Source organism: Rhizobium sp. P1_B8 (genome assembly GCF_056406515.1).
On the sequence record NZ_JBFTZZ010000004.1, the window covers coordinates 251802 to 276002 of the forward strand.

Genomic DNA, 24201 nt, shown 5'->3' on the forward strand with positions numbered 1-24201 from the left:
CGCTTCGCATTTTTCCTGGAATTGCTCTAGCCGGCTGCCGCAGCTTGATATTCGCCAATGAGAAAACCCGCCGGATCGCTCCGGCGGGTTTCTAATTGTGCAGCCATCCCAAAGTGCTGCAGCGCCCGTTGCGCGCCTGAACCGACGCGCAACGGAGTGCGGATCGAACCTCACTCGGCCGCGAACGGCGCCGTGCGCGGCGGCAGCGCCGGAATGTCCATGTGATCGGGTGCAAGACCCTGCTTGGCACGCTCGGCCATGATTTCATAGGCCTGCTCCAGATGGTCGCAGAACCGTTCGGCATCGAAGAGCGGCGCGATATAACGCTTCTCCTTGAGATGCGCCTTGTATTGCGCGATCCGCGCGGGATTCTCAGCCAGTTCGACGGCAAGGTCCTCATAGGCCTGCAGGTCGCTTGCCACGAGTTCGGGCAGGTCGATGGCCCTGAGCAGGCTCTCGCTGACGCGTGAGGCGAAGTTGGTGCCCTTGACGGTCAGGACCGGCAGGCCGCCCCAGAGCTGCTCCGAAGTGGTCGTGTGGCCGTTGACGGGGAAGGTGTCGATGCCGATGTCGGCCGCCTGCTGACGGTCGATGTGCTCTTCGTAGGGCGCGCGCGGGCAGAAGATGATCCGCTTGGCGGAGATCCCCGCCGCCTGGAATTGCTTCAAGAGGTTCGCCTGGTTGCGCGGCGTGTTCGCCATCAGCCAGAGCACGCTGTTTGGCGCGCGCTTGAGGATGCGGCACCAGCTGTCGATCGTCTCCGGCGTGATCTTGCGGTTGCCGTTGAAGGACGCGAAGATGAAGGCGTCTTCCGGCAGGCCGAGCTGCTCGCGGGTGACAGGACGCGGCTTCGGGCGATGCATCGGGTCGTTCGGCTGGTAGCTCTCCGGCAGCCGGCAGAATTTCTCATGGTAGAAGGGCTTGGCCACCTCGGGCAATACGGAATGGTCGCCGATGACGTAGTCGAGATCGATATTGACCGTGCTGCCGGGGAAACCGAGCCAGCCGACATGCACCGGCGCGAGCGGCAAATTGAAGGCCGACGCGCGGCTGCCCGAAGTATGGCCCTTCAGGTCGACCATGATGTCAATATTATGCTCGCGCACCGCCGCCAGCATCCCCTGGTCGGAGAAGCCATGAACAGTAACGATCCGGCCCCAGCGGCTGCGATCGGTATTGTTGTGCTTGAGGTATTCAGGGCCAGTATGGCAGAAGAGCGTCACCTCGAACCGGTCCTTGTCGTGCAGTTCGAGGATGCGCTGCAAGAGCTTCATCGTGGCGTGGCGATCCCAGAAGTCCGATGACATGTAGCCGATCCGGATCTTGTCCGACCAGCTGTGCGGCTGGTTGCGGCGGAGGGCCACCCGTTCCGGGTTGAGGGGGGTGGTGCCGATCGTCGCATATCGGTTGAAATCCTCGTTGCCGCACCAGTGCAGATGATAGAACGGGTTATCCTTGCGCAGGATCTCGACATCGCCCTTTGCGAGTGAGGCATCGATCACCGCCTGATGTTTGCTTGCCTCTTCGAACTCATTGAATTCGCGGGCGAAAACCAGATGCAGGAAGCGGAATGCAAGATTGCCTGGAAACCGCTTGAAGAGGTTGCGCGAGAGGCTCTGGTTGGTTGCATCGTTCAGATCGTCGCTCAGTAGCAGGGCTGCCAGGCGCATATGATCGGGATTGGCGCTCTGCGACAGCACCGTCTTGAACGGGCGGATGATATCCCGCTGCTGCCGCTTCAGATAGATCGCGGTGATGATGAAGGCGAGTTCCGGGTCTTCCTGCGCCTTGCTAAGGTTTCGCATGGCGATCAGCAGAGCATCGTCCTCGCTGCCGGTCTCGTAGTGCAGCTTGGCCGCCTGTTTCTGGTATTCGTAGGAGTTCGGTCCTTCGCAGTTGCCGGCCAGGCCATAGGCTTTCGCGGCATCGGCCTTGAAGCCGAGCTGCACGAGGTTCTTGGCCAGCAGCGCATAGGTCTTGGCGTCCTGCTGAATATCCATCAGCTGGTTGAGCGTTGCCAAGGACTGTGTGTAGCGGCCCATCTGGTAATCCTTGGATGCCGCAGAGAACGAAACTTTGCTGTTCAAAACCCAACTCCGTGAAGGAAATGTTCTGGCGTCGACCGCCGAGGCACGGACAGGCCGTCCTCCGCAAAAACGGGCGGATCGGTCCGATGGTGCTATCCCGGCGCCTGCCACATTGGCATTCGAAGCTTGCTTGAAACCGGTGCGCTTGGTGAACCTCTGTTTTCGAGGGGAAATGCCGACTTTTGCCTAGGGAAAACGCTTGGTTTTCAAGAGAATTAGAGTGCCAAGGAATATATTCAGCAAGCATTAACTATCCCCTGCGAGGAGCCGGCCTGCGCCTGTATTTTTAAGGAGTTGGCAAGCATTGGCTGCGAGATTGCCCTGGACATGACGGGTTTGGGCCAAACAAAAAAGGCGCCGAGTAGCATGAAGCTGGTCCGTCATCGCCGGTACTATAGTCCGGTATGTCCTCCTTTTTGTATCTAGTTTTCCAGGGGACAGACTTATGACAAGCATTAACACCAATACTTCCGCGCAGGCCGCTCTCCAGACGCTGCGTAGCGTTAACCAGAGCCTCAACAACACGCAGAACCACGTTTCTTCTGGTTACCGCGTTGAAAAGGCTTCGGACAACGCTGCTTACTGGTCGATCGCAACGACCATGCGCTCGGACAACAAGGCACTTTCCGCCGTTTCCGACGCTCTCGGCGTAGGCGCTGCCAAGGTCGACACCGCTTACACCGCCATGGACAGCGCCATCGATGTCGTCGGCGACATCAAGGCCAAGCTGGTTGCCGCGACTGAAAACGGCGTCGACAAGGCCAAGGTCCAGGAAGAAATCGGTCAGCTGCAGCAGCAGCTCCTGAGCATCTCTCAGTCGGCTTCCTTCAACGGCGAAAACTGGGTTGCCGGCGCCTCTGGCACCAAGAGCGTCGTCTCCTCGTTCGTCCGCGACGGCTCCAACGCCGTTTCCATCACCACGACCGACTACGTTCTCGACAGCGGCTCTGCGGGCAACGTTCTGTTCGGTATGAGCGGCGGCTCGGTCGAAACCTCCACGGGTATCCTCGGTACTTCGAGTGGTGCGACCGGTTCGATCTACGCGATGGACATCACCAACTTCACCGCCGGCCAGATCCAGTCGGCTCTGACCAACGTTGAAGCGGCTCTGAAGGCCATGACCAGCGCCGGCGCTGCTCTCGGTTCGCTCTCCAGCCGCATCGACGCCCAGGACGACTTCGTGTCTGCTCTCAGCGACTCGATCGACTCCGGTGTCGGCCGTCTCGTCGACGCCAACATGGAAGAAGAATCTTCCAAGCTCAGCGCCCTGCAGACCCAGCAGCAGCTGGCGATCCAGTCGCTGTCGATCGCGAACTCCTCTTCGCAGAACATCCTGTCGCTCTTCCGCTAAGACCGGTCGGCACAAGGTTTCCAAGTTTCGCGGCCGGGTCATCCCCGGCCGCGAAATGTTTTAATATAAGGTTAATGAAAATCCTTCTAAGTCTCAGATATTTTTAAGTAATTTCCGATCTCGGTTTAGCTTTCCTTAACCATCTTGCTGTTTTCTAGGCCCATCGAAACGGCGAGTTAACCTTAACAGAGATGGTTAACAGGCATGATGCTGATCGCTGTGGGCCGGCCGAAATCCGGAATGTCCCTTCTTAAAATCTGCCAACAAGGGGCAAGCAAACTATGACGAGCATCAACACCAATAACGCTGCAATGGCAGCCCTCCAGACTCTCCGTGGCATCAACCAGGGTCTCCAGGAAACCCAGGCTCACGTTTCGTCCGGCTATCGCGTCGGCAAGGCCTCCGACAACGCTGCTTACTGGTCGATCGCAACGACCATGCGTTCGGACAACAAGGCACTTTCCGCCGTTTCCGACGCTCTCGGCCTCGGCGCTGCAAAGGTCGACACCGCTTACTCCGCCATGGACAGCGCCATCGATGTCGTCGGCGACATCAAGGCCAAGCTGGTTGCCGCGACTGAAAACGGCGTCGACAAGGCCAAGGTCCAGGAAGAAATCAGCCAGCTGCAGCAGCAGCTGATGAGCATCGCGCAGTCGGCTTCCTTCTCCGGTGAAAACTGGGTTGCCGGCGCTGACGGTACCAAGAACGTTGTTTCGTCGTTCGTCCGCGACGGCTCCAACGCCGTTTCGGTCGTGATGACCGACTATATTCTCGACGACAGCTCCACGGGCAACGTTCTGTTCGGTATGAGCGGCGGCTCGGTCGAAACCTCCACGGGTATCCTCGGTACTTCGAATGGTGCGACCGGTTCCGTCTACGCAATGGACATCACCAACTTCACCCTCGGCCAGATCCAGTCGGCTCTGACCAACGTTGAATCGGCTCTGAAGGCCATGACCAGCGCCGGCGCTCAGCTCGGCTCGATCTCCAAGCGCATCGAGCTGCAGGAAAACTTCGTGTCCGCCCTCAGCGACTCGATCGACTCCGGTGTCGGCCGTCTCGTTGACGCCAACATGGAAGAAGAGTCCTCCAAGCTCAGCGCCCTGCAGACCCAGCAGCAGCTGGCGGTCCAGTCGCTGTCGATTGCGAACTCCTCTTCGCAGACCATTCTCACGCTGTTCCGCGGCTAATAACCCTCGGAAATATCGGCCCGCCGGTCTCCGGCGGGCATCTCGGAATCGAGCCGCGCTTCAATGGAGCGCGGCTTTTTTAATTTCCGTTAACTGTTGATTAACCATAATGCTGTCTTCTGCGGTCAACGAGACGGCGAGTTAACCAAATTTAAGAACCGGTTAACAGGCATGAGGCTGATCCCCGTTCCCGGTAGCTTCCCGGAATGTCCCTTTTTTCCATTTGCCAACAAGGGGCAATCATTTCATGACCAGCATTTTGACGAACGTCGCGGCGATGGCCGCGCTTCAGACACTCCGCGGAATCAACGACAGCCTTGAGACGACGCAGAACCACGTATCGTCGGGTTACCGCGTCGAAAAGGCCGCCGATAATGCCGCCTACTGGTCGATCGCAACGACCATGCGTTCGGACAACAAGGCACTTTCCGCCGTTTCCGACGCTCTCGGCCTCGGCGCCGCCAAGGTCGACACCGCTTACTCCGCCATGGACAGCGCCATCGACGTCATCAGCGAAATCAAGGCGAAGATCGTCGCCGCGACCGAAAAGGGCGTCGACAAGACCAAGATTCAGGAAGAAATCAGCCAGTTGCAGCAGCAGCTTCTGAGCATCGCGCAATCGGCTTCCTTCTCCGGTGAAAACTGGGTTGCCGGCGCTGACGGCACCAAGAGCGTCGTTTCCACCTTCGTGCGCGATGGCAACGGCAATGTCTCCGTCAAGACGACGGACTACATTCTGAACTCGAGCTCCGCGGGCAACGTCCTCTTCGGCATGACCTCGACTGGCACGATCGAGACGAGCTCCGGCATTCTCGGCACATCATCGGGTACGATCGGCTCGATCTACTCGATGGACATCAGCACTTTCGGCTCGGTTGAGATCTCCATGGCCCTGACGTCAATCGAGGCCGGCCTGGACGCGATGACCAAGGCTGCATCGCAGCTCGGCTCAATATCCACTCGCATCGAGCTGCAGGAAAACTTCGTCGGCGCGCTCAGCGACTCGATCGACTCGGGCGTCGGCCGCCTCGTCGATGCCGACATGGAAGAGGAATCGAGCAAGCTGACGGCGCTGCAAACGCAGCAGCAGCTGGCCATCCAGTCGCTGTCGATCGCCAACTCCAGCGCTCAGAACATCCTCACGCTGTTCCGCAGCTAAATCAGGCGCTGAAACTGGACCGAATCTTGCGCCACCGTCTGGCAGCAAGCGCAAAGCCTCCCGGACCGCGCCCGAAATGGCGCGGTTCTTTCTTTTATATCAATGCTTTGGTCGGAATTGCGATCGCCGCGCCAGGCTCAGTGCTGCGCTCTTGCCCAATAGGTTGGTAACGAGTTAACTTCGCCTCGAGTTGATTTGCTTTTGCGACACGCCGGTAGAAACTCTGCCGGAGGCATGACGCCACTTCAGTCGCCGCCGGTAATCCGGCCTGCCCTTTCACCCCGATTCCGAGACCTGTCGATGACCGTTAAGATTACCAGCGCGGCCGCGGTGAATGCGCTTGCGGTGCTGCGCAGCATCAACAAAGAAGCCAACCAGACCCAACAGCAGGTGTCCTCGGGATATCGTATAGAGACGGCCGCCGACGATGCGTCCTACTGGTCGGTCGCGACGGTGATGCGTTCGGACAGCACCAATCTCGGAACGATCGGAGATGCGCTCGGCCTCGGCGCTGCCAAGGTGGATGCGACCTACACGGCGATGGACTCGGCGATCGATCTCATCGGCCAGATTCGCGCCAAGCTGGTTTCGGCAAGAGAGCCTGGCGCCGACAAGGACAAGATCAACGCCGAGATCAGCGAATACAAAGAGCAGTTGCAGACCGTCGTCGAATCGACGTCGTTTGCGGGTGAAAACTGGCTGTTGAACGGTGACACCGCTGCGCCGCCGACATGGCAGGTGATCTCTGGTTTCGTGCGCGCTCCGACCGGCGAATATCAGGCCCAGACCATCGATTTCCCATCCTCGCAGACCATCCTCATCGACAAGAACAATGCCAGCGGCGGCCTGCTGACCAAGCCGGTCGATGCCAATGCGATCAATAACAGCGGCACGACGTCGCGGAACTATTATTTGCTGAACGCTAACTCCACCACGCCGGCGACAGGTACGGAAATTGCGATTGGCAAAACCACGACCGATGCACAACTCACCGACATGCTTGACGTCACCGACTCGCTGCTCTCCTCGCTGACGACGACGGCCGCGTCCATCGGGGTGATGAAGACGCGCATCGATGATCAGATCGACTATACCGCCGATCTGTCCGATTCGATCGACAAGAGCGTCGGTGCGCTCGTCGATACCGACATGGACGAGGCTTCGATTCGGCAGAAGGCGATCGAAACCCAGAAACAAATGGCCGTCGAAGCGATCTCGATCCTCAACACGGCCGCAAGCAAGATCCTGATCCTGCTGGAATAGGGGCGGGCGCGATCACGGGTGGCGGCGGCGCCATTCATCCTCGCGCAAGTTTGACTTCCTAGTTTCCGGCATGAAGGCATCGTCCGAATCCGTGCCGGCGCAAGGTCAGGCCCTTGTCCGTTTCGAAGGGGATGGCGGCGCGCAAGGTCACTTTGAGCGGGGGCGGGCATGTTGCATGCCTCCCGAATGCTGGATGGTTTTTTATGAGCATTTCGCTTTCCCGGTATTTGAAGGATTTCGGTGAACCGGAATCGTCAGCGCCGATCCTCGACATGGATGATTTCGGCGGCGACGCATTCCCCGAAATGCCGAGCGAACCGGCGATCGATATCGAGGCAGAGCGCCGCGAAGCCTATGCGGAAGGTCATGCCGCTGCGACCGCGGAATTGACTGACAAATACGAACTCGAGGCGCGGACGCTGGCGGAGGTCCATGCGCGTGAACTCGAGGAACTGAAGCTTCGCTACGAAGTCGAGGCGGCGGCGGTCATTGCATCCCGCATCCGCGATATCGCCGAAGAGGTGGCGCAGCTGGTGAGCGCCGGCGCCGCCGCCGCCATCGCGCCTGTTGTGACGGACGCGCTCGCCGCCAAGGCTGCCGAAAGCCTCGCGGCCCTGCTGCGCGACGCGATCCTCGAAGGCGCGGCCGGAGCGATCGTCGTCAGGGGGCCGACCCGGCTTTTCGACATAGTGAAGGCCGAGCTCGGCGAACATGCCGGGGCGGTTCGCCACATTGAGACCGACGATATCGATCTCGCCGTCGAAATCGGTGAATCCGTCATCGTCACCCGTATGTCCGCCTGGGCAGCCAGCTTGAAGAAAGTTCTCGAATGAGCGAAGGCGAAAACCACCACCACGGCAAGAACGAGATCATCATCGTCAAGAGACATGGCGGCGGTGATCACGATGGCGCCCATGGCGGTGCGTGGAAAATTGCCTATGCCGACTTCATGACGGCGATGATGGCGTTCTTCCTTGTCATGTGGCTGGTCAATGCCGCCAACGAGGAGACCAAGGCGTCGGTCGCGACCTATTTCAATCCGATCAAACTCTCCGACGAAAAGCCCACCGAGAAGGGCCTGAAGAAGCCCGTCGACAACGCCGAGGGCGAAGAGAAGCAGGAGAAGTCGAAGCAGAAGGAAGAAGATCCGAACGACGGCAAGGCTGCGGCCGATGGTGACGACCAGACATCGACATCAGGCGACCAAACCAATTATTCCGAGGCCGATTTCTTCGAAAATCCGTATTCGGTTCTTGCCGAGATCGCCCAGGAGGTCGGCCAGCAGGCCAATGTCAGCGCCAAGGGCGACGGCGGTGCCGCCGATTCGGGCCCGGCCACCGGCGCCGACGGCGGCGAGGCCTATCGTGATCCCTTCGATCCGGATTTCTGGACGAAGCAGGTCGAGGTCACGACGGCCGGCAAGACGTTGCCGCCCGGCAAGAGCGACGACCAGCAGGCGGTCGAGAGCGAGACAAGCGAGATCGCCAAGGTCGAGGATATGCAGCCGATACCGCTGACCACCGATCAGAAGGCCGCCAAGGAAATCAAGGAAACTAAGGAAACTAAGGAAACCAAGGGCCCGGTCGAAGCCAAGGACGGCAAGTCGCCTGAGGACAAGAAGGCCGACGCTCAGAAGGCCGCCGATCATCAGAAGGATGCGGACAAGAGTGCCGCCGAGACCGAGCAGCAGCAGAAGAAGGAAGCCGAGCAACTGCAGGCGCAGATTGCCCAGCAGATCGGCGGTGTCGCCGGCAAGCTCGCCGAAGGTCTGACCGTGACGGCGTCCGAGGGCGGATTGCTGGTCAGCATCTCCGACCAGACCGACGATTCGATGTTCAATATCGGTTCTGCGGTTCCGCGCCAGGAGATGGTGCTCGCCATGGAAAAGATCGGCGCGATCCTGAAGGCGAGGGGTGGTGCAATCGCCATCCGCGGCCACACGGACGGGCGCCAGTATAAGGGCACGCAGAACGAGAATTGGCGGCTTTCGATGGATCGCGCCCAGAGCGCCTACTACATGCTTGTGCGCGGGGGGCTCGACGAGAAACGCATCTCCCAGGTTTCCGGCTTCGCCGACCGTCGGCTGAAGCTGCCGTCTGACCCGTTCAACGCGACCAACCGCCGGATCGAGATTCTGGTGCAGGCGGATCAAGGATAGTCGAATGGCGCGTCGGCAGCATCGCTACGTCGGATTTGTGGCCCTTGGCCTGGCGATGCTTTCGCCGGCCGCAGGCAATGCACAGGATCCGGATGATCTCGCGCCGTACAAGATGCTGCGGTCGCTGCAATTCGTGCAGGATTCCGTCGTCAGCGGCGATCATTCGGCCGGCGAGATGCAGCGCTTCATGCTGGGCACGATCGACGAGCGGTTGCGCACTGTCGATCCTTCGACGTTCGACGACGACCGCAATGTCGACGCAGCGCTGATCTACGCGATGAGCGGCGGCAATCCCCAGACGCTCGAATATCTGATCGCCCACGACGTCAACGGCTATTTCGACAACCGCGTCACCGATGTGCTGCGCAAATATCTGAGCGGCAAGGGGCTGCTTGTCGCCAAGACGCTGGAGGAGACGGCCAGGGAATATCGCGACAAGAAGATCGGCCCCTATCTTGCGCTGATCGGCGGCAACGTGCTGATCGCGACGAAACCGACAGACGCGCTGGATCTCTACGACCAGGCGCGTCTTGCAGCACCCGGTACGATCGTCGAGGAAGCGGCGTTGCGCCGCTCCGTAGCCATCTGCGTCGACAAGGGCATGCTCGACAAGGGAATGGCCTATTCGCAGCGTTATGTCAGACGCTTCCTCCATTCGCCCTATGCCAGCCAGTTCGCCGATCTTTTCGTCACGCTCGTCGTCGGCCACGATCACGACGTGAAACCGCAGGACGTCATCGATATCCTGTCCTTCATGGACGCTCCGCGCCAGCGCGAGGTCTATCTGCGCATCGCCCGCGCCGCCGCGATATCAGGCAAGCCGGAGCTGGCGCGCATGGCGGTCGGACGGGTGCAGTCGCTTGGCGGCGGCACCGACAATGCCTTCGGTCCGCTCGCGGATTTCTATGGCGGCATGGCCGGCCTTCCCACAGAGGATATCGACCGGGCGGCGAAGAATGTCAGCGGCATCGACGGCAACACACTTTCGCCGCGGGATCAGGCGCTGCAGGAGGCCGCGCGATCCGTTGCCGAGCAGATCCTGCGCGCTCCCGAGCCGGCAAGCTTGACGCAAGCCTCCAACCCTAACACTGATCATCAAGAAATCACTTCTGAAAAGGCTGTGGCAATAGCCACGCAATCGGAAGCGCCAGGCGCGCTTCCCGAGCCTGTTCCGGGAGGTGTGGCATCGACTGGCCAGAGCCAGGATACCGACCCCTCATTCAACGCATTTGTGACGACCAATCGATCCAAGCTCGACGAGATCGACGGTCTTCTGGCGCAGGAAGGCAACGAACAATGATGGATATGAGCGTCTCGGGCGGAGCCCCCGGTGCGGAGTCCGCCGCGATTGCGAAATCTGCGCGACCGGTCGGAAAAGACGATGCCGCCGGCCAAAAGAATGGCTTCTCCGACGCGCTGGCCAAGGCGAGCAGCGGTACCGCCAATGACGATGCCGATGATGCGCAGGGGGATCAGGGCGTGGTTGCCGATGGAAGCGCCGACAAAGTGGCGCAGACGATCCGCGGCCGCAGCAGCGCAAAGCCATTGATCGATCTTAGCGACGCCGCGCTGAAGGCGCAGGCTGATGTTCAGCCGGCAACGATCGCCAGTGTCGACAAGGTCGCAGCAAAACCCGCAAAGGCTGAGGTCAAAGTGCCGGCAGATCTCGCCTTGGGCAAGCTCGATCCGAAGGACCGTTCCGCAGATGAGGTCGCTCCGGCCGCCAAGGGCGCCAAGCACGCCAAGGGCGACGCATTGGAAACCGATACGGACAAGACCAGCGATGACGATGACGGCGGCATTTCGGATGTTCTCGGCTTGCTGAAGCAGGAACCTGCCGATGGTGCAGTGACTTTGCCGGCGGCGGCAGCCGCGCATCACGTCTCCGCCAAGGTCGATGAGGCTGGAACGGCCGACAAGAAGCTCGACGGTATCGACGCCAAGATGGGCGGCCATGCGTCCGACGCCCTGGCGGCGGTCAGCAGCAACATCGAGAGCGGCAAGGCGGATGACAGCAAGGTTCCTGGATCGGAGAATGCCGAAGCCGCCGATGGCAAGACATTCAGGATCAGCCGCGCCGATGGCCGCGGCGTGTCGATGGATGTTCACATCGGCACCGATCAGGCCGGACCGAAGGATGGTTCGAAGAAAGCCGATGTCGAAAACGTTTCAGTGCTCGAATCGCGACGCTATATCGGCCTGATGCAGAATTCGAATTCCGCCGCCGTGACCGCTGCTCTCTCGGGCGATTCCGAATGGGCGCGCGCCATGGAGCCGAGCTCGGCGCTCTCCAACGCAGCGGAATGGACGAGCACCGGCAAGGTGGTCAATACGCTGAAGATCCAGATGAACCCGCTCGACCTCGGTCTGGTGACGGCGACCATGCGCCTGTCCGGCGACGCTCTGAACGTCGACCTCAAGGTCGAAACCGGGGCGGCTTATCGTCAAATGAAGGAGGATCACGGCAAGATTCTCGAAGCTCTGCGCAGCCAAGGCTACGCGGTCGAAAACGTCACCATCAGCATGGCGCCGGTCGAGCGTCCCGACGCCGGCAACCAGGCGGGCAGCCAGGCCTCTCAGCAGCAGTCGCTCCCCCAGCAGGGGCAGGGCGGCGAGGCGCGCGAGCGCCACAATCAGACGGCACAGCGGACGGACGGAGGCTTCAATGGCGCAGGCGAGACGGGTATTGAAGACGCTCGTGCTGGCGGTAGCAGCGGCACTGGCGGCGTTTACCTCTGAGGCGGTCGCTTCTACCGGCGCCTGCGAGCGCGAGATCCAGTCGGCAGCGGCCAAATACGGTATCCCGGAAGGCATCCTCTATTCGGTCGGCCTGACGGAGACCGGCCGCAAGGGCTCACTCTATCCCTATGCCATGAACGTCGAAGGCAAAGCGATCTTTCCGCCCTCGGAGCAGGACGCGATGAGGCAGTTCGATGTCGCCCGCAACAGCGGCGCGAAGCTCATCGACATCGGCTGCATGCAGATCAACCATTACTTTCACGGCGAGAATTTCCGCTCCGCTGAGGAGATGTTCGACCCGCATCGCAACGTGGAATATGCTGCAAAATTTCTCCGCAACCTACATGACCGTCACGAGACATGGACGATGGCGGTAGCCAGATACCATGCCGGACCCAACAATAATCCGGCACAGAAGCAATATGTCTGCCGCGTCATCGCCAATCTGGTCGCCACGGGCTACGGCAAGTGGACTCCCAATGCGAGTAACTTCTGTCAAAATTGATTCAACCAAAGATGGAAGAGGCGTATTGTGACGAAACTGTGTCACAATGTGGCAGGAATCAGGCGTGAATCCTGTGCGCAAGCCATAATTAACGGAGCGTTAACTTTTCCACGAAATTTTGGTGTGCATAAACAGGTGCACCCACTAGATATAGATCAAATCGCTACCCAGATCTTAATCAATTATTAGTTTCTGCCATTAACTTTAACGAGTTGTCGCCGATTCGTGCGATTCGTACCCATAGATCATCGAAGTGCCACACTGATTCGGAGGCGGACGAATGATCGTAGTGGTTGATGAGCGTGAGCTCGTGAAAGATGGATACACATCTCTGTTTGGTCGTGAGGGCATTCCCTCCACCGGCTTTGATCCAGCGGAATTTGGCGAGTGGGTACAGACCGCCGCCGATTCCGATATAGCTGCAGTCGAGGCCTTTCTGATCGGTCAGGGCCAACGCAACTTCGAACTGCCCCGGGCGATCCGGGATCGGTCGATGGCGCCGGTGATTGCGGTCAGCGACCAGCACTCGCTCGAAAACACCCTTGCGCTGTTCGACTGCGGCGTCGACGACGTGGTGCGCAAACCGGTGCACCCCCGCGAAATCCTCGCAAGGGCGGCTGCGATCCGGCGCCGGCTGAAGGCGATCACCAATTACACAGAGATCGGCGGGATCCGCGTCTTCTCGGATGGCCGTGACCCCGAGATCAACGGCGAAGTCTTCGCGCTTCCCCGGCGCGAGCGGCGCATCCTCGAATATTTGATCGCCAATCGCGGTCGCCGGGTCACCAAGACCCAGATCTTCAACGCCATCTACGGCATCTTCGATGAAGAGGTCGAGGAGAATGTCGTCGAAAGCCATATCTCGAAGCTGCGCAAGAAGCTGCGCAAAAAGCTCGGCGTCGATCCGGTCGATTCCAAGCGCTTCCTCGGCTACTGCATTGATTGGGCTTGATTTTCTCGGCCGGGCGGCGGTGTCCGGCTGAACCTCAAAGTTGGCCTCGCAACTCGCCACGACAGACAGCTTCACGCAAGGCCCGACAAATACTCTCGTGCATAACAGGTAAAACGAGGTTTTCAGATGAGCATTTTCGGCAGCATGAAGACGGCAGTATCGGGGATGAACGCGCAGGCCAACCGCCTCAGCACCGTCGCCGACAACATCGCTAACGTTAACACTACCGGTTACAAGTCAGTGTCGACGAGCTTCTCGTCGCTGGTTCTGCCTTCCTCGGGCGGCAATTACAATTCCGGCGGCGTTCAATCCTCGGTCCGCCAGTCTGTCTCCGACCAGGGCGATATTTCCTACACCACCTCGAGCACCGACCTTGCGATCTCGGGCGACGGCTTCTTCATCGTCCAGGGAGCAGACGGCACGCCGGTTCTGACCCGCGCCGGCGACTTCCAGAAAGACGACGAAGGTAACCTCGTCAATGCCGCCGGCTTCATGCTGATGGGCTACTCCTACGACTCCGGCTCTCCTGCTGTTGTCGTCAACGGCTTCGATGGCCTGGTTCCCGTCAATGTCAACCAGGAAGGGCTGACCGCCATCGCCTCGACATCCGGGATATTCAAGGGCAATCTCGATTCCGGCGCCAATGTCGTTGCGGCCGCTGCGACGCGGCCGAGCGCCAACCCCGCCACGCCGACAGCCGACACCAAGAAGTTCTCCATGGTCGCCTACGACACACTCGGCAACAAGGTGATGTACGACTTCTACTTCACCAAGACATCGGTCGCGGCAGCGCCGCCGCCGGTACCTCCCGCCGTTAACAGCAGCTGGGAGGTTTCGATCTACCGCAACGCCGATGCGGCGGTAGGCGGCACGACTTCCTTCCCCTACACAACCGCCGGCGGCGATGTCGGCTTGGGAACGCTCAACTTCGACGCCAACGGCAAGATGGTCTCGGGCGGCGCCGTCAACATCGTCGATCCGGTGACCGGCCAGACGATCAACATGGATCTTACCGGCTTCACCCAACTCGGCGCCGATTTTGCCGGCACCGGTACGCCGAACGGCCAGGCTGCAAGCCCGGTCAAGGACGTCACGATCGATGGCGACGGCATCGTCTACGCCAAGTACGAGGATGGCACTAACAAGCCGCTCTACCGTATCCCACTCGCCAACGTCGCCAGCCCGGACAAGCTGACGCTCCAGAGCGGCAACGTCTACAGCGCCAACGGCCAGTCGGGCGTCACCGTCACTGGCTTCCCGCAGACCAACGGCCTCGGCACGATCAAATCAGGCGCTCTCGAAGGTTCGAACGTCGACCTCGCCGGTGAATTGACCGAGATGATCGAATCGCAACGCAGCTATACCGCCAATTCCAAGGTCTTCCAGACGGGGTCCGACATTATGGACGTCCTCGTCAACCTCAAGAGATAAGCAAGGTACCGGGTAAGCCATGTCGCTCACATCCGCACTTAATACCGCGCAGAGCATATTCAACAATACCGGCACGCAGAGCAGTGTCGTATCGAACAATATCTCGAATGCGGGCAACAAAGATTACGTGCGCCGGCAGGCGATGCTCACCACGTCCTTGAACGGTGCGCAGGTCGTCAAAATCGATCGGGCGCAGGAAGATGCCCTGCTGCGCCAGTACCTGAAGACATCCTCTCAGGACAGCGCCCAGCAGGCGTTGCTCGGCGGTCTCGAAGACCTCAAGTCGATCATGGGTGGCAACGACTACGAAACGTCGCCATCCACCTATCTCGGTGTTTTCCAGCAGAAGCTTCAGGCCTTCCGCACGGCGCCGGGCAGCACTGTCGCCGCTCAGGGCGCCATCACGGCCGCTCAGGATGTCGCCAACTCGCTGAACAATGCCTCGCAATCCGTTCAGGACGTTCGCGCCACAGCCGACAAGCAGATCGCCACCGACGTCGATAAGCTGAATACGCTCCTCGGTGACTTCGAGAAGGCCAATAACGCGGTGAAGACCGCCACGGCTTCGGGTGCGGATGCATCCGGCGCCCTCGACGAACGCGAGAAGGCACTCAAGCAGATTTCGCAGATCGTTGGCGTCAACGCGACGACGCGCGACAATAACGACATGGTGTTGAGCACGTCTGACGGGACGATCCTCTTCGAGACGGTTCCGCGCACCGTGACGTTCAAGTCTCAGGACATCTATACCGCCACCACTGTCGGCAATTCGGTCTATGTCGACGGTGTGGCCCTTCCGCGCGGTAGCGGGTCGACGACGACAGGGCAGGGGAGCCTTCAGTCTCTCCTCCAGGTCCGCGACGAGATCGCTCCCAACTTCCAGAAGCAACTCGATGAAATCGCCCGCGGCATGGTCTCGCTCTTCAAGGAGCAGAGCACGTCGGGCACGCCGGCCTATGTGCCCGGTCTCTTCACCTGGAGCGGCGGCACGGTCGATACCGGCAGCGCTGCGGTTGCCGGCATGGCGTCGACCATCAGCGTCAGCAGCACCGTCATCACCTCGCAGGGCGGCGATCCGATGCGCTTGCGCGATGGCGGTGTCAACGCCAACGGCGTCGTCAACAACCCTACCCACCTCAGCGGCTATACGACGGACCTCGATCGTCTCTATACCGCCTTGGGCTCCGACATCGATTTCGATCCGGCAGCGGGACCGGCGGTCGGCTTCGACGCCACGACCGGCATCGATTCGAACGTCAGCATCATGGAATACGCCACGAATTCCCTCGGCTGGCTCGAGCAGTACCGCAGCAACGCGACGACGGCGGCGGAAAACACCTCGGCGGCGCTGTCGCGCTCCGACGAAGCGTATTCCAATGAGACCGGCGTCAACCTCGACGAGGAGCTGACGCTGCTCCTTGACATAGAGCAGTCCTACAAGGCGGCGACCAAGATCCTGAACGCCGTTGACGAAATGTTGAAGTCATTGCTGGATATTGCGAGTTAAGCCATGAAGAGCTCATTTATTTCAAGTTCGGCCATTCAGAACGCGATGCGGTTGACGATCCGTCAGGCGCAGAACCAGATGACGAAGGCAACGATGGAGGCGACGACGGGAGTCTATGCGGATATCGGTGTCTCGCTCGGCGGCAACGCCGCCAGGAGCGTCGACTTCAGCCGCGAGGTCGACAGGATAGCCTCGATCAAATCAAGCAATTCGCTCGTCAATGCACGCATGGAATCATCGCAGCTCGGCCTTTCCAAGATGAAGGACGTCGGCGACGGCCTCGTTTCGAAGCTTACGGCGCTCCAGGGCAGCCACGATCCCGGCAGCATCACCGTCGCCATCCAGTCCGCCACCAGCGCCCTGTCCACCATGATGGACACTGCCAATACCATGGTGAACGGCGAATATCTGTTCTCGGGCATTAACACCGACGTGCAGCCGCTGACCGACAAGACGACAGCGACGAGCGCAGCCATCGTCACGCAGTTGAACACTTATGCAACGGGCCTCGGCAAGGCGGTTAGTGATCTCACCGGCGCCGAAATGAGCACCTTCATCACCACGACGGTAGAGCCGATGTTCAGCGAGACCGCCTGGACCGACCCAACGACCGGCTGGTCGCAGGCATCGAGCCAGAACATGACGAGCCGCATCAGCAACTCGGAAGTGATCGAATCCTCGACCAACGCCAATTCCGAAGGCATGCGCTACTTCGCGCTCGCCTCGGTGATGACCTCGGCGCTGTTGGGCCAGAACCTCAGCAGCGATGCGATGAGCACGGTGTCCAAGCAGGCGATCAGCTATACGACGAAGGCGACCAGCGGCCTTGTAACGCAGGCAAGCCAGCTCGGCCTTTCCCAGGAGCGCGTCAAGAAGTCCAACGACGCTCTCGACGCCCAGTCGAACATCATCAAGAACAAGCTGGTCGATCTCCAGGGTGTCGATCCCTACGAAGCCTCGACCCTCGTCAAGACTTTGGAAACGCAGCTTGAAACCGCTTACACGATCGTCTCGAAGATCCAGCAGTTGAGTCTTGTAAACTACCTTTGATGAGCAAAGGCGCGCAATAAAGAAGGATGCATGAATGTATCAGTTCTCATATGCCGAAGTCATGCAGGACTCGGTGGCCGACGCGAAAGAGCGGGAATGGCAGGTTCTTGACCGGTCCATAGACCTGCTGTCGTTGGCGCGCGAAAAGGAAAAATACGGCCGCGAAGCCATTGAAGCCCTGTTTTATACACGCCGGGTGTGGATCAGCTTCATCGAGGATCTGAAACATCCCGACAACCAGCTGGAGATCGAGCTCAGGGCCAACCTCATCTCGATCGCGATCTGGATATTGAAGGAATGTGACAGGATCAGAAAACGTCAGTCCAATAACTACCAGGGCATCATCGACGTTACCACCATCATCAGGGATGGACTTAAATGAAAAGTACACTTCGCATTTCTCTGAAAGCCGGAGAAAGAATCTTCATCAACGGCGCCGTCCTGCGCGTCGACCGCAAGGTCGCGCTGGAATTCCTGAATGATGTGACGTTCCTTCTCGAAAACCACGTCCTTCAGCCGGAGGGCGCCACCACGCCCCTGCGTCAGCTCTATTTCATTGCGCAGATGATCCTCATCAACCCTGAGGGCAAGGACCACTCGACGGCGATGTTCCGCAAGTCGATCACCATGCTGCTCTCCTGCTTCAAGAATGAGGAGATCCTCGCCGAACTGAAGCGCATTGATGCGCTCGTCTCGACGGGCCGCGCCTTCGATGCGCTCAAGGCGATCCGCGGCCTCTACACGATTGAAGACAGTATCCTCAACAACCACGAAATGCCGCCGACAATGGTCGAGCAGATTCGCAGGGAGATTGCACCATGGCGGTAGATGCCACATCGAGCGTGAGCACGACGGGCACTTCGAACTCGACGAGCTCGGCCCAGCAGAAGGCAACGCTGAATTACGACAATTTCCTTCAGCTGCTCATCGCGCAGATGAAGAACCAGGATCCGACGGATCCGGTCGACGCCAGCGAGCAGATGTCGCAGCTGGCGAGCTTCTCGCAGGTCGAACAGACGATCCAGACCAACACCAAGCTGGACACCCTGCTCGCAAGCTCGAGCCTCACACAGGCCAGCAGCTACGTCGGCAAATACATGGAAAGCGCCGACGGCACCGTCAAAGGCACCATCGAATCCGTCAAGGTTTATTCCGACGGAATCATAGCGACGACCACGGCTGGCGGTAATATACTGGTGCAGGCGGGAATCACTGTTGCCGACAAGGCTCCCAGCAGCGATACCTGATACGACAGCGCCGCGCGCCTTAGCGGCCCATGCGTCGAGTGATACCAACCAATGGTGGTCCGGCCGCGGCGGGGCTGCTTCAAGGCGATATGAGGTTGCCTTCGGATGAATGAAGCTGATGCATTGGATCTGTTCCAGGCGGCGATCTGGACCGTCCTGATTGCCGCGGGTCCCGCCGTCATCGTCGCGATGGCAGTGGGTCTCATCATTGCCTTGATCCAGGCGCTGACCCAGGTGCAGGAAGCGACGCTGACCTTCGTGCCGAAGATCGTCGCCGTGCTGATCACGGTCGGCGTCACCGCACCTTTCGCCGGCTCGCAGATCTCCATTTTCACCAATCTGGTCTTCTCGCGCATCCAGTCCGGCTTCTAGAGCAATTCCAGCAAAAGTGCGCAGCGGTTTTGCGTCCGGGATTGCGTAGAACCGCTCTGAGCCACCTTCGCGCAAGCTTCGCCATTTAACTCTCGATCCGAATTGGGCGGGCCGCATGTCCGCCTCCTCTCATGAAGAGACGGAATCGTCATGGCGCAACCACCTGCACTCCCCCTTCCAAAAGTCGCCCCGAGCCTGCGCGATGTCGGTTTTGCCCTTGGCATCATCGGCATCATCTGCATTCTCTTCCTGCCGATTCCGCCGTTCCTGATCGATATGGGACTGGCCTTCTCGATCGCCTTCTCGGTGCTGATCCTGATGGTCTCGCTGTGGATCCAGAAACCGCTCGATTTCTCGTCTTTCCCGACCATTCTGCTGATCGCGACGATGACCCGGCTGGCGCTGAACATCGCGACAACACGCGTCATCCTGTCCCACGGCAATGAAGGCCATGAAGCAGCGGGCGGCGTCATCGCCGGTTTCGCAAGCCTGGTGATGTCCGGCGACTTCGTCATCGGTCTGATCGTCTTCCTGATCCTCATCACCATCAACTTCATCGTCATCACCAAGGGCGCCACGCGTATCGCCGAAGTCGGTGCGCGTTTCACCCTGGATGCCATCCCCGGCAAGCAGATGTCGATCGACGCCGACCTTTCAGCCGGCATCATCGACGAAAAGGAAGCCCAGCGCCGGCGCAAGGAACTCGAGGAAGAAAGCTCCTTCTTCGGCGCGATGGACGGTGCGTCGAAGTTCGTGCGCGGCGATGCCGTCGCCGGCCTCATCATCACCTGCATCAACGTCTTCGGCGGCATCATCATCGGCTACTTCCGCCACGGCATGCCGATCGGCGAAGCGGCCGACGTCTTTGTCAAGCTCTCCGTCGGCGACGGCCTCGTCTCGCAGATGCCGGCCCTGATCGTTTCGCTCGCCGCCGGCCTTCTCGTTTCTCGCGGCGGCACCGTCGGCTCCACCGACCAGGCGGTCGTCAACCAGTTGAGCGGGTATCCCCGCGCGCTTTCCGTCTCGGCCGTGCTGATGTTCGTCCTGGCCCTGATGCCGGGCCTGCCGTTTGTCCCCTTCGTGGTCCTCGGCGGTCTTCTCGCCTTCGGCGCCTGGTTCATCCCGCGTCAGGTCGAAGCTGAAAACAAGCTTCGCCGCGAGCAGGAGGAAAAGAAGGTCGTCCAGAACAAGGAGCTGGAAAAGGATTCGGTCAAGTCGGTGCTGCGCACCTCGGAGATCGAACTCGCACTCGGCAAGATGGTCTCGACGCGCCTGCTCGGCGCCCACCAGGAGCTCGCCTTCCGTGTCGGCAAGATGCGCAAGAAGTTCGCCACGCAATACGGTTTCGTCGTACCCGAGATCAAGGTGACCGACGATATCGCCATCGCCGAGAAGTCCTACCAGATCCGCATCCACGGCACGACGGTCGCCTCCAACCTGCTGCGCGTCGGCGAAGTCCTCGTGGTGACCGGCGCCGGCCGCCGGCCGAGCATTCCCGGCGACGAAATCCGTGAACCCGCTTTCGGTATGCCTGCCGTTTCGATCCTTGAAAACTTCGCCGACGATCTGAAACGCGAGGGCTTCCAGCCGATCGACAACGTCTCCGTCGTGTTGACCCATATGAGCGAGGTCATCCGCAACAACCTGCCGCAGCTTCTGTCCTACAAGGACGTGAAGGTGCTGATCGACCGGCTCGATCCCGAATACAAGAAGCTTGCCGACGAGATCTGCTCGTCACACATGTCCTATTCGGGCCTGCAGGCGGTGCTCAAGCTGCTGCTTGCCGAGCGCGTCTCGATCCGCAACCTGCATCTCATCCTCGAAGCGGTGGCCGAGCTCGCCCCGCATGTCAGGAAGACCGAGCAGATCGTCGAGCATGTCCGCATCCGCATGGCCCAGCAGCTCTGCGGCGACCTCGCCGACAACGGCGTGCTGCGTGTGCTGCGGCTGGGCAGCAAGTGGGATCTGGCTTTCCACCAGGCGCTGAAGCGCGATGCCAAGGGCGAGGTGATCGAATTCGACATCGATCCGCGCAGCCTGGAAGAGTTCAGCGAGCAGGCCACCAAAGTTATCCGTGAGTTCATGGATCGCGGCCTGCCATTCGCCCTTGTCACGTCGCCGGAAACACGCTCCTATGTGCGCATGATCATCGAACGGCTGTTCGCCACGCTCCCGGTCCTGTCGCATGTCGAACTGGCCAAGGGCATCGAGATAAAGATTTTGGGCTCTATTTCATGATAACAGACCCGCAAGGGACCGTTCTCGCGCTGTTTCTGGTTTTCTGCCGGATCGGTGGCTGTGTGCTGGCTCTTCCGGGTTTTTCCTCGGCGCGCGTGCCCGAACAGCTGCGCGTCTTCATCGCCGGCGCGCTCTCGATCGCTGTCATGCCGTTGCTCTGGGACACTGTCTACCCGGCCGTTCACACAAGCTCGGGAACCTATATCGGCCTGATCTTCAGCGAATCGCTGATCGGCGTGATGTACGGCATGCTGGCGAGGATCTACACGATCGGCATGCAGTTCGCCGCGACGATCATCGCGATGATGGTCGGCTACACCCAACCGGGTTCGGCCGACATCCTCGAAGACACGCCGGAGACCAGCCTTTCCGGCTTCATTACCTTTGCCGGCATCATGATTCTCTTCATCATGGATTTCCATCACATCGTCTTCCGCGCGCTGATCGATTCCTACACGACCATGCCTTTCGGCGGGTTGATGCAGATGCGCGCGACGCTGATCTCCTTTACCGACACGCTGGAACAGACCACCTACATCATGCTGCGGCTGTCGAGCCCGTTTTTGATCTACGGCATGATCTTCAACGTCTCGATCGGTTTCATCAACAAGTTGGCGCCGCAGATCCCGGTCTACTTCATTTCCACGCCCTATCTGCTGATGGGCGGGCTGTTCCTGATCTATTTCTCGATTGCGGCGTTGCTCAGCCAGTTCGGCCAGTCCTTCGGCTCGATCTATATCGGGCGATGAGGCTGATATGATCGAAAAGAAGCGCTCCCAGAAGCTCAAGCGACTGCTCTCGGTGCAGCGGCATATCGAAAGAATGGCCGAGAACGACCTGGCCGAAACAAGCCGTCAGCGTGTCGAGGTCAATACGGCGATGGACGACGTCATCCTCGCGCTCGGCTCGATGGACCCCGTCCACCACGCCTTCTCGCAGAATTACGCCGATCGATTCGGCAGGCTCAGCATCAAGGACCAGCAGCTGACCGGCATGCAGCAGATCCACGAGATGCGGCTGGCGCGCGAGCGCGCCAAGGGCGACCGCTTTGAAGAGGGCATGCAGGAAGCCCTCGACGCCGAGCGCCGCGAGGCCGATGACAACGCCGTCTACGATGTCATCGACCAGCAATTCGCAACGCCAGCCTCCAGCAAGCTTCAAAAACCATAGTCGTTACGATCATAAATTCAGAGGATTGTAACGTGGCTATTTCGCCCCCCAGTGATCTGGTCCTGGACGTTGTCAAAGCTGCCGACCCCATGGAGGTTCAGGCGGCCCAGGAAAAGTTGAAGGCAAATCGTGCGGCCTTTGCCGCAACGAGTCTCGCCGAGAATGGCAAGGGCTTCTCCAATACGGTCGACGTTCTCGACCATATCGGCCAGAAGAGCGGCCTCGCCAACATCCAGAACCGCACCAAGGCCGAGGAAGTTCCGGAAAGCTACCGGAAGTTCGAAGCCATGGTCTTGCAGAATTTCGTCAAGTCCATGCTGCCGAGCGAAAGCGAAGATGTCTACGGCAAGGGCGCGACCGGCGATATCTGGAAAGGCATGATGGCCGAACAGCTCGGCAACACCATGGCCAAGGGTGACGGCATCGGCATTGCCAAGCAGATGTACAGCGAGCAGTTGCGCCGGCAGGAAGGCAAGATCGTCAATGCCTCGACCGATGACGATGACCGCAACACCGCGCTCAGCATGATCGATGACTTCCAGCGCAAGACTTTTGGCACGCCGACCGCCGAAGCCAAGTCCGATAGAACAGGATGACTTTAGGCCCGTTGGCCTAAAATCTGAATCTCGTTCTCAATTAAATAGTTAGAGCATGATGTCGTCCGAAAACCGCGCACACTTTTCGGCATCATGCTCTAAGCGACGCATAACCGGGGGTACAATGGAAATAGTTTCGAACGAATACAGGATCAAATCCGTTCTCGGACGCCTCGAAATGATCATCGACAATGAGAACACCCGGATCGGCAACGATCCGCAGTTCGATCTCAAGGTCTCCAATGCGCATAAGAGCCGCTGCCTCTACGAGCTGTCGATGCTTTTCCGCGACACCGATCCGGCCGAGCTTGCCGCTGCCCATCTCGATCAGCTGCACGGCCTGAAGAAGAAGCTGGTTCTCAATGCCCGTCGCGTCGAGGCGCATCTCGAAGCGGTTCGCGCCGTGGCCGACCTCCTGAAGAACGCAGTTCAGGACGCCGATGCCGACGGCACCTATTCCCAGGAACAATTCGCCGCGCGTGGAAACTGATGATCAAGCTCGTCCTCACCGGTGTCTGGGTTTGCGCCATCACCTTGGCATCGGTCTATTTCTCGGTGTACCTGGCGACCGCGCCGGCGCCGGCGGCAACGGATTCCAAGCAGAGCGCGCTCGAACTGGTGAAGGGCGAAACGATCACGGTACCGATCATCGGTAACGGTGCGATCACCGGTTACTTCCTCGGCCGCGTTTCGTTCATGATGAACAAGGACATGCTGAAAGGCGTGACATTGCCGCTGAGCGAGATGACGACGGACGAGCTTTTCAGCCTGCTCGTCGGCAACAAGATGGTCGATATCGCCCACATCAAATCCTTCGATCCGAACGCCTTCCGCGAGGAGATCAAGAAGGGCATGAACGAGCGTTTGGGTGGCGAATACATCGCCGAAGTGATGCTGGAGCAGCTCGACTATCTCTCCAAGGAAGAGGTCAAGGAAAGCTCCGCCGGTCAGCCAAAGAAGGTCGGCACGCCCGTCAAGATCGTCGAGACCGCACCGGCCGGCGAAGCACCGGCGCCAGCGGCCCACTAAGGACCATCATATCATTGACGACAAACGGCGCCTGAGGGCGCCGTTTGTCGTTGGCGCACGTGGTTAATAAACCACTTATACGAGCATGGAAATTCAAGGAATTTTCCTAAGGGTTGTTTGAAGCCGTCCTGTTATATCAGGTGTCACAGCTTGGCAT

24 protein-coding genes are annotated in these 24201 nt (G+C 59.6%); 23 read left to right on the forward strand and 1 reads right to left on the reverse strand.

Annotation, left to right across the window (positions count from 1 at the left end):
- Nucleotides 1-170 precede the first annotated feature (170 nt).
- Entirely contained in the window at nucleotides 171-2087 is a 1917-nt protein-coding gene (locus AC1D2N_RS08120; protein ID WP_065276529.1) for an O-linked N-acetylglucosamine transferase, SPINDLY family protein, read from the reverse strand.
- A gap of 445 nt (nucleotides 2088-2532) precedes the next feature.
- Between AC1D2N_RS08120 and AC1D2N_RS08125 the strand changes: the two genes are divergently transcribed.
- The 23 genes from AC1D2N_RS08125 (at nucleotide 2533) to AC1D2N_RS08235 (ending at nucleotide 24044) form a co-directional block, all read left to right on the forward strand.
- Nucleotides 2533-3438, forward strand: a complete 906-nt coding sequence (locus AC1D2N_RS08125) for a flagellin N-terminal helical domain-containing protein (protein WP_018244818.1) — start codon at nucleotides 2533-2535, stop codon at nucleotides 3436-3438.
- 281 nt (nucleotides 3439-3719) lie between these two features.
- Nucleotides 3720-4628: a flagellin N-terminal helical domain-containing protein gene (locus AC1D2N_RS08130; RefSeq protein ID WP_018244819.1), complete on the forward strand. Its 909-nt coding sequence runs from the start codon at nucleotides 3720-3722 to the stop codon at nucleotides 4626-4628.
- Between the two features lie 247 nt (nucleotides 4629-4875).
- The gene (locus tag AC1D2N_RS08135) at nucleotides 4876-5787 is read left to right on the forward strand and encodes a flagellin N-terminal helical domain-containing protein (RefSeq protein WP_018244820.1); all 912 of its coding nucleotides are present in this window, start codon (nucleotides 4876-4878) and stop codon (nucleotides 5785-5787) included.
- 300 nt (nucleotides 5788-6087) lie between these two features.
- Nucleotides 6088-7050, forward strand: coding sequence for a flagellin N-terminal helical domain-containing protein (locus tag AC1D2N_RS08140; protein WP_018244821.1), 963 nt, complete (start codon nucleotides 6088-6090; stop codon nucleotides 7048-7050).
- A 203-nt stretch (nucleotides 7051-7253) separates the two neighbouring features.
- Entirely contained in the window at nucleotides 7254-7883 is a 630-nt protein-coding gene (locus tag AC1D2N_RS08145) for a hypothetical protein (protein WP_112905970.1), read from the forward strand.
- A complete protein-coding gene (locus AC1D2N_RS08150; protein ID WP_130651733.1) occupies nucleotides 7880-9208 on the forward strand; it encodes a MotB family protein in 1329 nt (442 codons plus the stop codon). The genes AC1D2N_RS08145 and AC1D2N_RS08150 overlap by 4 nt, the downstream gene beginning before the upstream one ends.
- A 4-nt stretch (nucleotides 9209-9212) precedes the next feature.
- Nucleotides 9213-10508 (forward strand): chemotaxis protein MotC, encoded by a 1296-nt coding sequence (motC, locus tag AC1D2N_RS08155; protein WP_112905972.1) that lies wholly within the window; start codon nucleotides 9213-9215, stop codon nucleotides 10506-10508.
- The gene (fliK, locus tag AC1D2N_RS08160; protein WP_130651734.1) at nucleotides 10505-11947 is read left to right on the forward strand and encodes a flagellar hook-length control protein FliK; all 1443 of its coding nucleotides are present in this window, start codon (nucleotides 10505-10507) and stop codon (nucleotides 11945-11947) included. Before motC ends, fliK begins: the two co-directional genes overlap by 4 nt.
- The gene (locus tag AC1D2N_RS08165) at nucleotides 11895-12452 is read left to right on the forward strand and encodes a transglycosylase SLT domain-containing protein (RefSeq protein WP_112905974.1); all 558 of its coding nucleotides are present in this window, start codon (nucleotides 11895-11897) and stop codon (nucleotides 12450-12452) included. The genes fliK and AC1D2N_RS08165 overlap by 53 nt, the downstream gene beginning before the upstream one ends.
- A 280-nt stretch (nucleotides 12453-12732) precedes the next feature.
- Nucleotides 12733-13404 carry a transcriptional activator Rem gene (rem, locus tag AC1D2N_RS08170; RefSeq protein WP_003545558.1) on the forward strand — a complete coding sequence of 224 codons (672 nt, stop codon included), beginning with the start codon at nucleotides 12733-12735 and terminating at the stop codon, nucleotides 13402-13404.
- Nucleotides 13405-13530: 126 nt separating this feature from the next.
- The gene (locus AC1D2N_RS08175) at nucleotides 13531-14835 is read left to right on the forward strand and encodes a flagellar hook protein FlgE (RefSeq protein WP_130651735.1); all 1305 of its coding nucleotides are present in this window, start codon (nucleotides 13531-13533) and stop codon (nucleotides 14833-14835) included.
- Between the two features lie 19 nt (nucleotides 14836-14854).
- Complete coding sequence (gene flgK, locus AC1D2N_RS08180) at nucleotides 14855-16342, forward strand: flagellar hook-associated protein FlgK (RefSeq protein WP_130651736.1); 1488 nt, start codon at nucleotides 14855-14857, stop codon at nucleotides 16340-16342.
- A gap of 3 nt (nucleotides 16343-16345) precedes the next feature.
- Nucleotides 16346-17392: a flagellar hook-associated family protein gene (locus AC1D2N_RS08185; RefSeq protein WP_018244829.1), complete on the forward strand. Its 1047-nt coding sequence runs from the start codon at nucleotides 16346-16348 to the stop codon at nucleotides 17390-17392.
- 34 nt (nucleotides 17393-17426) lie between these two features.
- Complete coding sequence (gene flaF, locus AC1D2N_RS08190) at nucleotides 17427-17774, forward strand: flagellar biosynthesis regulator FlaF (protein ID WP_003545562.1); 348 nt, start codon at nucleotides 17427-17429, stop codon at nucleotides 17772-17774.
- Nucleotides 17771-18220 carry a flagellar biosynthesis repressor FlbT gene (gene flbT, locus AC1D2N_RS08195; RefSeq protein ID WP_018244830.1) on the forward strand — a complete coding sequence of 150 codons (450 nt, stop codon included), beginning with the start codon at nucleotides 17771-17773 and terminating at the stop codon, nucleotides 18218-18220. Before flaF ends, flbT begins: the two co-directional genes overlap by 4 nt.
- Nucleotides 18211-18639 carry a flagellar hook assembly protein FlgD gene (gene flgD, locus AC1D2N_RS08200; RefSeq protein WP_018244831.1) on the forward strand — a complete coding sequence of 143 codons (429 nt, stop codon included), beginning with the start codon at nucleotides 18211-18213 and terminating at the stop codon, nucleotides 18637-18639. Before flbT ends, flgD begins: the two co-directional genes overlap by 10 nt.
- Nucleotides 18640-18744: 105 nt before the next feature.
- A complete protein-coding gene (fliQ, locus tag AC1D2N_RS08205) occupies nucleotides 18745-19011 on the forward strand; it encodes a flagellar biosynthesis protein FliQ (protein WP_017967052.1) in 267 nt (88 codons plus the stop codon).
- Between the two features lie 150 nt (nucleotides 19012-19161).
- A complete protein-coding gene (gene flhA, locus AC1D2N_RS08210; RefSeq protein WP_018445802.1) occupies nucleotides 19162-21249 on the forward strand; it encodes a flagellar biosynthesis protein FlhA in 2088 nt (695 codons plus the stop codon).
- Nucleotides 21246-21998, forward strand: coding sequence for a flagellar biosynthetic protein FliR (gene fliR, locus AC1D2N_RS08215; protein WP_018244833.1), 753 nt, complete (start codon nucleotides 21246-21248; stop codon nucleotides 21996-21998). The genes flhA and fliR overlap by 4 nt, the downstream gene beginning before the upstream one ends.
- A 7-nt stretch (nucleotides 21999-22005) precedes the next feature.
- Entirely contained in the window at nucleotides 22006-22419 is a 414-nt protein-coding gene (locus tag AC1D2N_RS08220; protein ID WP_028734008.1) for a hypothetical protein, read from the forward strand.
- A gap of 32 nt (nucleotides 22420-22451) precedes the next feature.
- Nucleotides 22452-23015, forward strand: a complete 564-nt coding sequence (locus AC1D2N_RS08225) for a rod-binding protein (RefSeq protein ID WP_018244835.1) — start codon at nucleotides 22452-22454, stop codon at nucleotides 23013-23015.
- Nucleotides 23016-23139: 124 nt separating this feature from the next.
- Nucleotides 23140-23505: a hypothetical protein gene (locus tag AC1D2N_RS08230; protein WP_003556590.1), complete on the forward strand. Its 366-nt coding sequence runs from the start codon at nucleotides 23140-23142 to the stop codon at nucleotides 23503-23505.
- Nucleotides 23505-24044, forward strand: coding sequence for a hypothetical protein (locus tag AC1D2N_RS08235; protein ID WP_130651737.1), 540 nt, complete (start codon nucleotides 23505-23507; stop codon nucleotides 24042-24044). The genes AC1D2N_RS08230 and AC1D2N_RS08235 overlap by 1 nt, the downstream gene beginning before the upstream one ends.
- Nucleotides 24045-24201 lie beyond the last annotated feature (157 nt).